Here is a 14902-nt window from a genome sequence, read left to right as displayed (position 1 = left end):
CAGGGCCCGGCCGCGCCTGCCGCCGGGTCTGCGAGTCTCTGGCTGTTGCAGGACCCGCGACCGCACAAATTCTTGATAATAATAGTCATGAAATAGCTGTTCGGTCGAGAGTTTGGGTGCTAGAGGTTTAGACGGGAAAACTGCTTTGTCGTTTGGGGGCTTGCAGTTTCGTTTATCCTTGAAATTTCTCTCGGTTGAGACATGGGCATACGGGAAGATGACAAGCGTTATAACGCTTACGTCGCGCACAGGGTTGACCTGATCAAATACGCCACGCTTATTTTAGGGTCGCGGGCGGACGCGGAGGACGTGGTTCAGGAGGCATTCCTGAAATTCGTTCCCGAAGGTTCCGGCAATCCCTCCAACCTCAAATCCTATCTTTTCCGCATCGTCCGCAACCTCGCCCTCGATAATCGCCGCCGCAACCGGCAGGACCTGCGGGAGCGTCCCGACGATACCCCGTTCTGGGGCATACCGCAGGGTCACGGCACACCAGAAGAGCACGCCCTGTTCTGCGACGAGGTCCGACAGATGCAGATTATTTTGGCCTCTCTGCCGGTCCAGGCGCGTGTGGCATTGGAAATGCATAGATTTGGCGGTTACAATATGGAAGAGATCGCCCGTCACCTCGGCGTATCCGTGGCTAGCGCCCACCGTCTGATTAAGAGTAGTATTGCCGCCATTACCAAAGAAATGCAGTAAAATAGCCTTTATTGTTTCATCTTGTGAAAAAAAGTTCTCCCTCAAACGTCTTTATAGCAACACGGAAGACGAGGCATCTCCTCCGCCCAGTCAAAGGAACTGACCGGCTCAATGACAATTGATCCCGATAAAAAAATAACATTGCCGACCGGGAAGGCGGAGGAGGCTGCCGACTGGCTGATACGCCTGCAGACGGGTTCGGCGGAACCGAGGCTGAAGGCGGAATTTGATCAATGGTTGGCTGCTTCGCCGGCAAATCGTCTGGCCTGGGAGCGGACATGCAAGACTTGGCGCAATCTCGGTCTGGTCGAGCCGGGTTTAAAAAGCCTCTGGGAAGACGCGCCGCACCTGCCTGACGTTGCCGGAAAACAGGCATCGCGACGGCGCTGGTCCTTGCGGCATTATGCCGGCATGGCGGTGGCAGCAGTGTCTCTCTGTCTTGCGGTACTGTTCGTTCCCACGCTTTTCGTCCATATCAAGGCCGAATATCAGACCAGTACCGCAGAGAGCCGCACCATAACCCTTGAAGACGGCAGCAGGGTGCAGCTTGCCGCGGCAAGTGCGCTTACCACTGATTTTGCCAATGGCCGCCGTAATGTGAAGGTGCTGAAGGGCGAAGCTTTTTTTGATGTCGTGCCGGATAGCGACCGTCCCTTTGTCGTGGAGGCGAAAAACCTGACCGTCCAAGTGCTCGGCACGGCTTTCGATGTCGACATGACGGATGGCGTGACGCAAGTCGCTCTTGCGCATGGTTCCGTGGAAGCTTCCTTCCGCAACGCGCCACCAACGCGGCTGGTGCCGGGTGAGATGCTGGTTGTCGACGCCTCCGGTACAATCCGGAAAGAGACCGTTCCCGTCGAGGATATTGGTGGCTGGCGCAACGGCGAGCTTTACGTTGTGGATGCGACGATCGGTTCTGTCGTCGAGCAAATCCAGCGGTATCATCCCGCATGGCTGACGATGGCGGACAAGACGCTTGCAGAGCAGCGTGTGACTGGCTTCTACAATCTTCGCGATCCGGACCGTGCGCTGGAAGCATTGGTGGAACCCTATAAGGGCAAGGTTCATGCAATTGCCAATACTGCCCGCATCATCACCCGTTTCTGAAGCGCCATAAAACAAAAAATCGTATTTATTTTCAGTCGTTTATAAAAAATTCTCCGAAACCCTGAAAAAAACCGCCGAGGCAATCGTCTTTTTGTTGAGTAATCCGGTCAAGATATAGCCGGAGCGAAGACAGGAAGACAAAAGCAGTATGCGCCTCCAGATACGTATGAACGGTTCAGGGAAAAACGCGGCAAAGCCGGCACGTATGACCGTGCTTTTGGCGACAACGGCGGTGGTCGTTTCAATGTCGGTACCGGCTTTTGCGCAGAGCGGACCGAATGCCGCCAATGGTCAGCGCTCCGGTGGCGAGCAGGGTGCAACGCGGCCTTTTAATATTCCCGCCCAGCCGCTGTCCTCCGTTGTCGGCGTTTTCGGGCGGCAATCCGGTCTGCAGGTTACGCTTGCCACGCCGTCCGCCGGCAATGTGCGCACCAATGCCGTTACCGGCAGTTTTACGGTGCGGGATGCGCTGTCCCGGCTTCTGGCCGGCACGGGCGTGAATTTCCGGTTTACCGGAAGTGGCAGAACCGTCGTCATCGGCTCGGGCCAGGCCGCTGCCGATCTTTCCGAGGCGGAAGGCACCACCGTTCTGGAAGAAATTACAGTGACCGGAAAAACCGGACGCAATTCCATTGCCGGCACCGGTTATCAGGGAACGCCCGACTGGGTTTATGAAACACCCGCCAGTGTCAGCGTCGTCAGCCGCGAGGCGATCCAGTCCGCCGGCGTGCGTAACACGCGCGATGTCTTCAACCGCGTCTCCGGCGTCTACGCCGGTGAGGGCAACGGCAGCTTCCCGACCGTTTCGCCCAATATACGTGGCTTGCAGGAAAGCGGCCGCGTGGTCGTCTCCATCGATGGTGCGCGGCAGAATGCGCAGCGTGGCGCAGCTTTCGGCGGGGCCACGAGTTACACCGCGAGCGCCGGGCAGGGTTACGTCGATGTTGCCTTTATCCGTGCTGTCGAGATCGAGAAAATAACCAATGCGAGGTCGGGTAACGCGGGTTCGCTTGGCGGGAAGGTCGAGTTCCGTACCGTCAGCGCCGCCGATCTGATCCCCGAGGGTGCGAACAAGGGGGCGGAGGTGAATGTCTCCCGTGGCACAAATGGTTACGATTTTCAGGGTTCGGTTCTGGCCGCAGTTCGTGAGCCGAATGGCCCTCTCTCCTTTGTTGCCGGTTACAGCCGCACGATCATGGATGAATACAAGATCGGAACAAGAGGCGAGGCACGAAGCACCGCTTTGACGATGAAGGACCTGCTCGGCAGGGACGGTTGGTCGACCTTTTTCAAGGGCGAAGGTGACTTCGGGGATGTGCAGACTTCGTTGTCATGGATGCATCAGCAGAATGATTTTGTTCAGGGTGCGTCCACCGTGGTCGACAGGGAAAGTGTACGCAACGACAGCGTCGTCGCGAAGCTGGACTGGGACCCCGAAAGCGAACTCATCGATTTCAAATCTTCGTTGTGGCTGAACGACAATATGACGCACGAACTGCGTGCAGAGCGTATTGGGTATGCCGCTGAGACGAATCTTGACATGGGCTTACGCAGTTTTGGCGTCAGTGTCGAAAACACCAGTCGCTTCGATACAAAAGCGGGTGCGTTAAGTTTGAATTATGGTGGGGAAGCATTTCGGGATATTGCATCGTCGATTGCCACCAGTTCCGCAATTAGCGAGAACCCCTCGTTCGCGAGTAGCTATACGGCTTTCAGTCCTGCCGGACGGCGTGATGTTGCCAGTCTGTTTGTAAATGGCGAATTAGAGCCCGCCGATTGGATCAAGCTGAGTGGCGGCGTGCGTTATGACTGGTCACGTCTGAAGGGATTGGCGACTTACTACAATCAGGTAACGGTTGCGACGGGTTCAAACCGTGTTGTAGGCGCGATAGACAATTATCTCACCTATGTATCGCAATACTCGCGGCCGACTTACGATCGTGTCTACGCGATCTGCACTACGGGTGTATTTGGTGGTCGCACTTTCACTGCGACACAGAGGACAGGTTCCTGCAACACTCTGAACAACGTCTGGCCTGCAACCAGGGGTGAAATCATCAACGGCCAATGGCGGGATGCTGGAACTACGTATTTTGATACGATTTATTCGACGGAGTATCCCTCTTACGACGTGGAAATAGACCGTACCTACAGTGCCTGGCTGCCGTCCGCTACGATAGAACTGAAACCCGTTGACTGGTTCCGGCCTTATGCGAGCTATTCCCAGAGCCTGCGACCGCCGACAATTCTCGAGGCTTTTTTTGCCGGCGCACGCCCTGGAGATTCGGCCGGCTACGAATACGCCCCGAACCAGTCCCTGCGCGCGGAAAAAGCGACGACCTACGAAATCGGCGCGAATATGAGCTTTGACGGCGTGCTGCTGGACAACGATTCCGTCCGCATCAAAATGGCCGCCTTTCGCCGTGAGGTTAAGGATTATATCGCTCTCGGTTATCTCGTTACGGATCAGGTGGCGGATCGGACCTATACCAGCTTCGTCAATCTCGACGGCACGACCTATATGCGCGGCCTTGAATTCGAGGGCAATTACGATGCGCGAAGCTTCTGGCTTGGTGGCTCAGCGACGCTGCTGAAGACCGACTGGCCGGACAACACGCAGGTATTTTCCAACGGCACCACCACGACAAGCGGCGAGATTGTCGCATGGCCGGGCGATGTTGCGCCCAAGGTGAAGCTGACGCTCGATGGCGGCATGCGTTTCTTCGACGAAAAATTCTCTCTGGGTGCGCGGCTCAACCATGTCACGCCGACACAATCGCGGACGCTCGATACGGAGGGTAATCTGCGGGAGGTAACCGATCCCTACACGACGGTGGACCTATACGGCTCCTATACCTTCAACGAAAAGGCGACGCTTCGTTTCGCGGTCAACAACCTGACCGACCGCAAATACATCCCGGCAGCCAGTGCCTATACCGCGCCGGGCCGCACTTTTGTCGCGACGATGAACGTGAAGTTCTGATGCGCGGAAGAAATTCTCCGGGCTGGGGTTGCAGCCCATCCCGGAGATGAAACGCCTTCGTCACATGACAAAGGTATCCCTATTGGCCAGCAAAGGAGTACACCTATGGCTACCACAATTCAACTGACACAGTCTTCCTCCGACTTGATCGGTTACCTCAACGGTTGGACGAGCGGTTTCGGTTCGACCTATGGTGCGTTCTACGACGCTCAGACCAGCTCTCTCGCCACCACCACTATCGATCCGAACACGACCTATGAGGCGTGGGGCGATGGCAGCAACGGTGGCAAGGGCATTGTCATGAGCGGTGCCCTGCAATACTCCCAGGGCAACCTGACAGGTTCGGTCGACAGCATCGTTCTCGGCACCGGCTACAGCCAGTCCACCAGCGGCATCGCCGTCAGCCAGCAGGAACTGCTGATCGATCCCGACGGCTCCTACTCGCTCGCAGGCGCGCGCGATCTTCTCGATCTCGCCGTTTACCAGCTTGCCCGTTTTGGCTCGCTGGCTGGCTTCTATGACTACTTCGCGGCTACCGGCACTGTGATCGAAGACACTGCTTCCTCTAACACCCTTACGGGTTTTGCTGGTAATGATACGTTCGTTTTCTCTGGCGGCAGTGATGTTGTACAGGCTGGCCCGACCGGAACATACGGTTATCAGGACGGCACCGACAAACTGGATATTTCCGCTTGGGGCGCCGGAAGCATCGATGACGTCATTGTAGGCAGCAATGCAAACGGAGACGCAGTTATTGAAAACATCTTTGGCGGCGACAGCATCACTCTCGTTGGTGTAGATTCCAGCGTACTCGACGCATCGGACTTCATTTTCGCCAGCGCATCGGCGCTCGCCGCTTAAAGGAAAATCAGGCTGTGGGCTTTCAAAACCACCAGCAGACACCGCCGCAGTCCCTCACTGCGGCGGTTGTTTCGCCCCTTAAAAGCACGTTTTTCGGTGTGGCGCTCGTCAGCGGTGTGGTCAACATCCTGGCGCTGACGTCGCCCCTGTTCATGCTTCAGGTTTACGACCGGGTGCTGGCCAGCGGCAGTTTGCCGACACTTGTCGGCATCGCCATTCTTGCGCTCGGCCTCTATGGCTTCCAGTGCCTGCTCGACATCATCCGCGCCCGGGTCCTGATCCGTATCGGCGAGGACTTCGACATGCGCTATTCCGGCAAGGTGCATGATGCGGTGGTGCGCCTGCCGCTCGTCAACCGTATGCCGGGGGACGGCCTGCAGCCGCTGCGCGATCTCGACAACGTGCGCGGTTTTCTGTCCGGCACGGGGCCCACCGCCTTTTTCGATCTGCCTTGGATGCCGCTCTACCTTGGCATATGTTTTCTGTTCCATTTCTGGATCGGCGTGACGGCTCTTGCCGGTGCCGTTCTGCTTATATCCCTCACCATCTTAACCAATATGTTCTCGCAGAAGCCGATCCGCGACACCATGGTCGAAAACATGGCGCGCAACCGGCAGCTGGAAGCCTCGCGCCGCAACGCCGAAGTCGTGCAGGCCATGGGGCTCGGCGGCCGGCTTGGCAAACGCTGGCAAATCTCCAACGAGGCTTACCTCGCCGCCAACCGCAAGGCGGGCGATGTGGCCGGCGGCCTCGGCAATATCGCAAAATCCCTGCGGATCGTGCTGCAATCGGCCATTTTGGCGGTCGGCGCATGGCTGGTCATTCAGCAGGAGGCGTCAGGCGGCGTGATGATCGCCAGTTCGATCATGATGGGTCGGGCTTTGGCGCCCGTCGATCTTGCCATATCCAACTGGAAGTCCTTTGTTGCCGCTCGCCAGAGCTGGGCACGGCTGAGGGAGCTTTTTGCGCAGATGCCGGTAACGGCGACCGCAATGGCACTGCCGAAGCCTGAGAGAGAATTGAAAGTCGAAAACGTCACCATCATTCCGCCGGGAGAGAGAAAACCGACCGTCGCGGGCCTTGGTTTCGTCATGACCGCCGGGAATGCGCTCGGTGTCATCGGCCCGTCCGGCTCGGGAAAATCCACCCTTTCGCGCATTCTCACCGGAGCCTGGATGCCCGCCGCCGGCAAGGTGCGGCTTGATGGTGCGAGCTTCGATCAATGGGATCGCGAAGCCCTCGGCCGCCATATCGGTTATCTGCCGCAGGGCGTGGAGCTTTTCGACGGCACGATCGGCGAAAACATTTCCCGTTTCGAGGACAATCCCGATCCCGACGCAATCATTGCCGCTGCGAAAGCCGCCGGTGCGCACGAACTGATCCTGCGCTTCGAAAAGGGTTATGACGGCGATATAGGTGAGGCCGGTTCGGCGCTTTCGGCAGGACAACGCCAGCGTATCGGTCTCGCGCGTGCGCTTTATGGCGATCCCTTCATCGTCGTGCTGGACGAGCCGAATGCCAATCTCGATGCGGAGGGCGAGGCCGCCGTCGTCAGGGCGATCGCGTCGGTCAAGGCGCGCAACGGTATCGCCATCGTCGTTGCGCATCGGCCCAGCGCGATCGGTGCCGTTGATTTCATTCTGATGATGGAGGAGGGGCGGATGAAGGCCTTCGGTCCGCGCGACGAGGTTCTCTCGAAAGTGCTGCGCACTCCGAATGCTCAAGCGGCGAAAGGTTTCACTGCATCCGCGCACACGGTTTCACCATTGCGTGTCGTCGCGAATACCCAACCTAAGACGGTGGCGCTGCAAGAGAGTGGCGAAGAGAACAGGCAGGAAGGAGATACGGATGTCAAAAATTGACCAGCGCACGCAGGTGTCCCGCTCCATCCGCAAACATCTTCTTGCCGGTCTTGCCGCAAGTGTAGCACTGCTGGCCGGCGTCGGCGGATGGGCAGCGACGACAAATCTTGCTGGCGCGGTCGTCGCGTCCGGTCATCTTGTGGTCGATTCCTATATCAAGAAGGTACAGCACCCCAAGGGTGGTGTCGTCGGTGAAATTCTGGTGAGCGAAGGTGGCAGGGTAAAGGCCGGCGACGTCGTCATGCGTCTCGACGCCACCCAGACCCGCGCTAATCTCGCCATAGTGACCAAGCGGCTGGATGAGCTGAGCGCGCGCATGGCAAGGCTGGAGGCCGAACGGGACGATCTGCCGGAACTCGTTTTTCCACAGGCTCTGGTGGCGCGCAAGGACGATCCCGATGTCGCTTCCGCCATGCGCAGCGAAACCAGGCTGTTCGAATTCCGCAAATCCTACCGTGAGGGGCGCAAAGCGCAGCTTGTGGAGCGTATCACCCAGTTCGAACATGAAATCGAAGGGTTGAGGGCACAGGAAATCGCCTACGACAACGGGCTTGCGGTTTTGCAGGCTGAGATAACCTCGCAGAAATCCTTGCGGGAGCAGGGCATCGTGTCCGTGCAGCGGCTGAACAGCCTGCAGACCCAGGCCGCGACATTTGGCGGTGAACGTGGCGAAAAAATCGCCTATCAGGCGCAGACGGCGGGCAGGATCACCGAAACGAAACTGCAGATTCTGCAGATCGATCAGGAACTGCGCACCGAAGTGGGCCGGGAACTGCGCGAGATACAGGCGCAGACGGGTGAACATGTCGAGCGGAAGGTCGCTGCGGAGGACGAGCTGAAGCGCATCGATATCATCGCGCCGCAATCCGGCATGGTGCATGAAATGGCGGTGCATACCGTGGGCGGCGTGGTGACGCCGGCCGACCCGATCATGCTAATCGTGCCTGATGGGGACGAACTGGCACTCGAGGTGCAGATCGTGCCGAAGGATATAGACCAGTTGCAGGTAGGGCAAAAAGCGATGCTGCGGATGACCGCGTTCAACCAGCGTGTCACGCCGGAACTGGAAGGCCATGTCAGTCGCATCGCCGCCGATATCACCACCGATCAGAGGACCGGCCTCTCCTATTATCTGGCGCGGATTTCCATACCGGTTGCCGAGCGGGAAAAGCTGAACACTGCGCCGCTGATGCCGGGCATGCCCGCCGAGGCGTTCATCCAGACCAGCGAGCGCACAGCGCTGTCCTATATCGCCAAGCCGCTGACGGACCAGATCAACCGCGCCTTCCGGGAAGAATAGCGGGCTTTTCTGATTGGCAGTCACGACTTGAGATCAAAGCCAGCCCAGCGCTTTCGCTGCGCGGATCGCTTCCGCGCGGCGTTTGCAATCCAGCTTGCGGAACAGGTTTCCGAGATGGAATTTTACCGTCACTTCCGAGATGTTGAGGGTCTGCGCGATCTTCTTGTTCGACATGCCGCTGGCCAGCAATTGCAGCATCTGTGCTTCCCGCTGTGAAAGCCCGCCATGCAGGGCGCGTGCCTGCGGCGAGTTGACCGAGGCGGCGAAAATCGACAGCGCGTTCCGGACATCGGAAGAGGTTTCGATGAAACCGCGGATACGGCGATTGTTCAGAAGCGGCGACAGGAATATGCGCTCCTCCGACAGGACGCCGTTGCAGCCAAGGCGCGTCGCCGATTCAAGTGCGTTGAGGATATGGGCGCGGGCGCCGGCACTGTCACGACGCTGGTGTGCGGCATAGCTCTGCCATATTCTGAGCGCGACCTTTTCGCGGTTGGTGACCTTGGGGTTGGCGATCATTGCATCCATCTGCCGGGCGAGATAGGCGCGCGGCGTGAAAAGATGTACCGCGTCGCGGAGCCAGGCCATCACATAGGCGATTTCGTCGCGCCGTGTGAGCCGGGCAAGGTCCTCATTCGCGCTCTCCACCCAGTTGCGACCCATCGGCATGCGAATTGCCGATAGCGTCGCTGCCGCATCCGCCCAGCGGTTGGCGTTCTGGTAGGCGATTGCCGTTCTGATCTCCATCATCGCATGGAATTGCAGCCCTTCCGAAAGGTGAATCCACAGGCCGTCGAGAAAGCCCGGACGAACGGTCATCGGAAAATGATCGATCAGCACCTGCGAGGCATAATGCAGGGCAAACTGCATCAGGCTCGGCCATATCTCGGCGGCGGCGAAGTGGTCGAATTCATGCTCGACGAAGTGCAACAGGTCGCGCGGTTTTCCCGCCTCATAGGCAAGGCAGGCTTCCGCCAGCCGCAGCATTCGGAACTCCTGCGCGGCGTCGTGTGGCACCTGTTCCAACCTCGTGCGCGCATCCTGTGCCGCGCGACGGGCCAAGAGCACATCACCGCTCATCAGTCGCAGGACGATCTGGTGCAGATGGATGAAGAATTCGAGCAGCGGCTGCCCGCCCATCTTGCGCAGATAGATAAGCGCGCGGGCGGCAGCGGCCTCGGCCTCGCGAAAATTACGGCGGCGGATTTCGAATTCCAGCAGCGCATTGTAATAGGCCGCCCATTTGCCGTGATCGTCCATGGGGTAATCGGCCATGAATTCCCCGAGGCGCGTTATCACAGCGTCATTGGGGGTCAGGTCCTCGGCAATCATCAGGTTCAGCCGGAAGGTGCGGGCGGCAAAGGAAAAACGCGAACCGCGGGCAAGCACCTTGAGTGGATCGAGATAATCCGAACCGAGGCTCTTGCCAAGCAGATGGCGCACGCGTTGCAATTCGCCCTGTTTCAGCAATGCTCGGGTGACGGCGAAGAGGACTGTTTCATTCGCCGCGATCATGTCCTGCGAAAACCGCATGATGATCTCGCGAAACCTGTCGACGCTGCTTCGATAGATCAGTTCGCGCCCATGGGCGCGTTCTAGGATTTGCGCGGCGTGGGTCTCATAACCGCGGTCAAGCAACATGGCCATTGCCGCAAGCGCCCGCCCTTCCTTCTCGAATGCGGAAGCGACCTCTACCACTGCCCTGCCAGCCTGTAATGTGGCGAGACGTTCTCCCGCTGCCACGGTCAGAAGCCTTATCAGTGTGTCGTGTTTTTCCGGGTTTGCGATCAGGAAGGGAGGCAGAAGTTCTGCCCATTCAGCGTCGGGTTCTGCCGAGGGATTTTCCAGCCAGAGCGAAAGCGCGACCGTCTGGGCCGGTGACAGATGCGGCAGATAATTTTCCCGCAGATAGTCGACGCACAGTTTTTCGTCGGCGAGGCGAGCGAGAGACAGAAAGGCCGGCCACCCCGCATAATCATGGAGCGCCAGACGCTTCTGTTCTGTTGGAAGGCCCGCTGTCTCATCTTGGCCAAAGGCCAGTTCATTTGCTCCGATCGTCAGCGAACCACGATGCAATATTTGCCGCGCCAGCCCGCTGATACGTTGATCCGGACGGCAGGCGATGACCACGAAACGCACGGTTTCCAGAATAGGGGCGGGCATGCGGACCGCGCGTGCGAAGACCGGCACATCCCATAGCAGCCAGCCTTTCGCCGCCTCATCACTTCTGGGCTGGTGCGTCCGGCATACCTCGGTCCCCAGCTCTTGTGCCAGCAAGTCCATAAGAACGCTTTTCCCGGCGCCCGCCGGCGCGCGCAGAAAGATCACGCCTGCGGTTTCGCTGGCGATACGGCGGCAGAGTGTGGTGCGCGGCAGAAGCGTCATTCAGACAGGGATAGGAGATCTGAATTCAAAAACCTATACTCATTTATCAAAAAACTATACCTTTCTGCGATTGTTCAAAAGGACATGTGGTGAAAACTTGTGCTCAGGAAACTGATGCACAAGGAACGGTCCACCGATGCAGCAACATCCGCTGGTCGCGATTTTGAACAGGCTCGGCGCTTTCGTACTGGTCATGATCGCCCTGTCCATCATGATTTTTGCTCTAGCCCGTGTGGTGCCGGGTGATCCCGCCCGCATGGCGCTCGGCCCTGCGGCAACACAGGAACAAGTTGATGCGCTGCGCGGCGAGATGGGTCTCGATAAGCCGCTCGCCGCCCAATACCTCGACTATATCGGCAACGCCCTGCACGGTGACCTGGGCTTCTCGCTGGTTTCCCAGCGCCCCGTCACCACCGATCTGGCCCAGACCGTTCCTGCGACCGTCGAACTGGTTCTGGTCTCAGTCATCTTCATGTTTGCCGTCGCCATCCCGCTCGGCGTCATCACGGCGCATTACCGCGACCGTCCGCTCGACCATATCGGCCGTATCCTCTCGCTCACCGGCGTGACGATCCCGAGCTTTCTGTTTGCCATCACGCTGCAACTGCTGGCCGCTCGCTTTCTCTCCGGGTGGCCGATCATCGGTAGGATCGATCATTCACTTGGCTGGCAGGGTGGCCCGACGGGCTTCATACTGATCGACGGTACGCTTGCCGGACGGTTCGATGTGGTGCTGGATGCGCTGAAGCACCTTGCGCTGCCGGCCTTCGCGCTCTCCATGGCCGGTATCGGCCAGATCACCCGCATCACGCGTTCCTCGATGATCGAGAACCAGCGCAAGGATCACGTGCTCACCCTGCAAAGCTTCGGCGTGCCGGAGCGGGTCATCATCTTCCGTTATCTGCTGAAGCTTTCCTCCATCGCGCCGCTGACGATCATGGGGCTCGAATTCGCCTCGCTGATCGGCAATGCCTTCGTGATCGAAATGGTCTTCGCCTGGGGCGGATTCGCATCCTACGGGCTGAACGCCATCCTTCAGAAAGACCTCAATGCCGTGACTGCCGTGGTGCTGGTGGCCGGCCTGTTCTTCATCGTTGCGAACCTGATCGTTGATGTCCTGATCTCGATCATCGACCCGCGCCTGCGCCGCAAGGAGGCTCGCTGATGGCTGATATGAAAATGGTCGAACCCACCGATCGGGGCTTAAGCGCCGGTTACATGATGTGGTACCGCTTCAGCCGCAATCCGGCAGCGGTCATCGGTTCGCTGATCCTGTTGTCGGTGCTGGTTCTGGCGATCTTTGCGCCCTGGCTTACACCCTATCCCAAACATATCGGCGCGGTTGTCGATTTCCGTGCCCGCCACATGCCGCCGGATCTGGAGCACTGGTTCGGAACCGACAAGGCCGGACGCGACATCTTTTCCCGTACTGTCTTCGGGCTCAGGGTCTCACTTCTTCTCGTCATCGGCGTGCTCGGCATCTCGGTCCCGGTCGGCACCGTGCTTGGCCTGGTCGCCGGTTATTTCGGCGGCTGGACCGAGAAAATCATCAGTGGCCTGACGAATGTGATGCTGGCCATGCCGCCCCTCGTCATGGCGCTGGCGGTCTCCAACCTGCTGGAACCCACCTTGATGAACGCCATGATCGCGATCACGCTTCTATGGTGGACCTGGCATGCGCGGCTGATCTATTCGGTGTCGAAATCCATCGCATCCGAGGACTACATCGAAGCGGCACGTCTTGCAGGTGCGGGTCCGCTGCACATTCTCTTTCGCGAAATTCTGCCCAATTGCGTCTCGGTCATATCAGTCAAGACGACGCTGGATGCGGCATTCGTCATCCTCTTTGGTGCGACGCTGAGTTTCCTCGGTTTCGGCGTCAAGCCGCCAACTCCCGATCTCGGCTCGATGGTTGCCGATGGGCGCCAGTTCATGCCGGATTTCTGGTGGGAGGTCCTCTGCCCCGGCGCGGCCGTGCTTTACGTGACGCTGGGTTTCAATCTGCTGGGCGACGGCCTGCGTGACATGTTCGACGTGGAAAGCTAAAGCCATGACTGAACCGCTTCTCAAAGTCGAAAACCTCAACGTCAGCTTCACCAATTACGGCCGCACGCGCCAGGTGCTGCGCGATGTCGCCTTCACAGTCTCAGCCGGCGAGCGGGTGGCGCTGATCGGCGAAACCGGATCGGGTAAATCGGTCACCGCCAAGGCTATCATCGGCACTTTGCCGAAGAATGCCACTATTGCCTCCGGCGCCATTGTCATCGACGGGCGGGATGTGCTCGCCATGCCGCGAAGGGAACGCGAGGCGCTGAAGGGAACGGCGTTTTCGCTGATCATGCAGGACCCGCTGTCTTCCTTCAATCCGGTCTTCAAGATCGGCACGCATCTCGATGATGTCATGCGCTTTGCCGACAAGCGCAACGGCATCAACTCGTCCAAGACAGAGCGCCGCACCCGTATCGCAGCGGTTCTGCGCCGCGTACAGCTTGGCGATACCGAGCGGGTCATGAATGCCTATCCGTCCGAGCTTTCGGGCGGCATGCGCCAGCGCGTGTTGATCGGGCTTGCGCTGCTGCATCAGCCGAAGCTCCTCATCGCGGATGAGCCCGGCACGGCGCTCGACGTCACCACGCAGGACGAAATTCTCAATCTCATCAACCAGCTGGTTGCCGAAGAAAATATGGCGCTGCTGATGATAACCCATAATCTCGGTGTCGTACGTAAGGTGGCGGATCGGGTCGTGGTTATGCACCATGGCGACATCGTCGAGACCGGTCCCTGCACGCAAATCCTGCACGCTCCCGTGGCGGACTACACGCGTTCGCTGCTGGATGCGGTGCCGCCGCTCTACGGTCCGCGTGTCGCCGATCTGGCGCAGAGCACACGCTCGCCGATCGTTACCATCGAGGGCCTGAACAAGATTTACGGCAGACGCAACGGTTACCACGCCGTGCGCGATGTGAACCTGACGCTGAAGGACGGCGAAATTTTCGGTCTTGCGGGCGAGTCCGGTTCTGGAAAAACCTCGGTCGCCCGGATGATCATGGGACTTTCTCGCCCGACCTCCGGCAATCTTGTCATCGACGCCCCGTCTCCCGGCCGTGGCAAGCGGCTGACGCAGATCGTCTATCAAAATCCGGGCACTTCCCTTAATCCGAAGCGCACGGTCAGGCAGACGCTTACCCTACCGTTGAAATCCATCGGTATGGACGGTGAGGCGCGCGAACGCCGGATGCAGGAACTGATGGGGCTGGTGCGATTGCCGCAATCCTATCTCGGTAAATATCCGCATGAACTTTCCGGCGGACAGAAGCAGCGTGTCGCCATTGCCCGTGCACTCGCGGCTGAACCGAAGATCCTCATCCTCGACGAGCCGACGGCGGCGCTTGATGTCTCCGTGCAGAAGACCGTTATCGACCTTCTGCTGCAGCTGCGGGAAGAGCTTGGCCTGACCTATCTGATGATCTCGCACGACCTCTCGCTGATGCGCAATTTCTGTTCGCGCATCGCCATCATGCTGCGTGGCGAGATCGTCGAGGAAGGGGTGACGTCTGCGGTTTTCGCCGAGCCGAAGCATCCCTACACCCGCGCCCTTATCGCGGCGATCCCCGTCGTTACCGACAAGGAAGAGCGCCTGAAACCCACCGTGACAGAGGAAGAGCGTATGCGCTTCCTCGTAAAAACGACCGATTGATAAAA

Annotated in this window: 10 protein-coding genes; 9 read left to right on the top strand and 1 reads right to left on the bottom strand. The window is 58.9% G+C overall.

What is annotated here, in order from left to right; genetic code table 11:
- The first annotated feature begins 201 nt into the window (after positions 1–201).
- The 6 genes from J5276_RS17525 (at position 202) to J5276_RS17500 (ending at position 8815) form a co-directional block, all read left to right on the top strand.
- Positions 202–702, top strand: a complete 501-nt coding sequence (locus J5276_RS17525) for an RNA polymerase sigma factor (protein ID WP_013761633.1) — start codon at positions 202–204, stop codon at positions 700–702.
- A gap of 111 nt (positions 703–813) precedes the next feature.
- Complete coding sequence (locus J5276_RS17520; protein ID WP_065704222.1) at positions 814–1809, top strand: FecR family protein; 996 nt, start codon at positions 814–816, stop codon at positions 1807–1809.
- Positions 1810–1957: 148 nt separating this feature from the next.
- Positions 1958–4792: a TonB-dependent receptor gene (locus tag J5276_RS17515; protein ID WP_174012026.1), complete on the top strand. Its 2835-nt coding sequence runs from the start codon at positions 1958–1960 to the stop codon at positions 4790–4792.
- Positions 4793–4897: 105 nt separating this feature from the next.
- Complete coding sequence (locus J5276_RS17510) at positions 4898–5653, top strand: hypothetical protein (protein ID WP_013761630.1); 756 nt, start codon at positions 4898–4900, stop codon at positions 5651–5653.
- Positions 5654–5667: 14 nt separating this feature from the next.
- Complete coding sequence (locus tag J5276_RS17505) at positions 5668–7515, top strand: type I secretion system permease/ATPase (protein WP_065704218.1); 1848 nt, start codon at positions 5668–5670, stop codon at positions 7513–7515.
- Entirely contained in the window at positions 7502–8815 is a 1314-nt protein-coding gene (locus J5276_RS17500) for an HlyD family type I secretion periplasmic adaptor subunit (RefSeq protein ID WP_065704215.1), read from the top strand. Before J5276_RS17505 ends, J5276_RS17500 begins: the two co-directional genes overlap by 14 nt.
- A gap of 33 nt (positions 8816–8848) precedes the next feature.
- On the opposite strand, the gene J5276_RS17495 is transcribed toward J5276_RS17500, so the two are convergent.
- A complete protein-coding gene (locus tag J5276_RS17495; protein ID WP_065704212.1) occupies positions 8849–11200 on the bottom strand; it encodes a LuxR C-terminal-related transcriptional regulator in 2352 nt (783 codons plus the stop codon).
- 136 nt (positions 11201–11336) lie between these two features.
- Between J5276_RS17495 and J5276_RS17490 the strand changes: the two genes are divergently transcribed.
- From J5276_RS17490 to J5276_RS17480, 3 genes are read left to right on the top strand one after another with little or no spacing between them, the layout of a single operon-like run.
- Positions 11337–12365 carry an ABC transporter permease gene (locus J5276_RS17490; protein ID WP_003511023.1) on the top strand — a complete coding sequence of 343 codons (1029 nt, stop codon included), beginning with the start codon at positions 11337–11339 and terminating at the stop codon, positions 12363–12365.
- Entirely contained in the window at positions 12365–13246 is an 882-nt protein-coding gene (locus J5276_RS17485; protein WP_025595598.1) for an ABC transporter permease, read from the top strand. The genes J5276_RS17490 and J5276_RS17485 overlap by 1 nt, the downstream gene beginning before the upstream one ends.
- 4 nt (positions 13247–13250) lie before the next feature.
- Positions 13251–14897 (top strand): ABC transporter ATP-binding protein, encoded by a 1647-nt coding sequence (locus J5276_RS17480; protein ID WP_065704211.1) that lies wholly within the window; start codon positions 13251–13253, stop codon positions 14895–14897.
- The last annotated feature ends 5 nt before the right edge of the window (positions 14898–14902 follow it).

The organism is Agrobacterium sp. S7/73, from assembly GCF_019355535.1.
Classification (GTDB): Bacteria; Pseudomonadota; Alphaproteobacteria; order Rhizobiales; family Rhizobiaceae; genus Agrobacterium; species Agrobacterium tumefaciens.
Note: the sequence above shows the minus strand (reverse complement) of the source record. Positions and strands in the feature narration are given on the sequence as shown.

Coding starts and splice junctions, on each gene's coding strand:
- J5276_RS17525 (WP_013761633.1), top strand. CDS start 202: ATGGGCATACGGGAAGATGACAAGCGTTATAACGCTTACGTCGCGCAC.
- J5276_RS17520 (WP_065704222.1), top strand. CDS start 814: ATGACAATTGATCCCGATAAAAAAATAACATTGCCGACCGGGAAGGCG.
- J5276_RS17515 (WP_174012026.1), top strand. CDS start 1,958: ATGCGCCTCCAGATACGTATGAACGGTTCAGGGAAAAACGCGGCAAAG.
- J5276_RS17510 (WP_013761630.1), top strand. CDS start 4,898: ATGGCTACCACAATTCAACTGACACAGTCTTCCTCCGACTTGATCGGT.
- J5276_RS17500 (WP_065704215.1), top strand. CDS start 7,502: ATGTCAAAAATTGACCAGCGCACGCAGGTGTCCCGCTCCATCCGCAAA.
- J5276_RS17495 (WP_065704212.1), bottom strand. CDS start 11,200: ATGACGCTTCTGCCGCGCACCACACTCTGCCGCCGTATCGCCAGCGAA.
- J5276_RS17490 (WP_003511023.1), top strand. CDS start 11,337: ATGCAGCAACATCCGCTGGTCGCGATTTTGAACAGGCTCGGCGCTTTC.
- J5276_RS17485 (WP_025595598.1), top strand. CDS start 12,365: ATGGCTGATATGAAAATGGTCGAACCCACCGATCGGGGCTTAAGCGCC.
- J5276_RS17480 (WP_065704211.1), top strand. CDS start 13,251: ATGACTGAACCGCTTCTCAAAGTCGAAAACCTCAACGTCAGCTTCACC.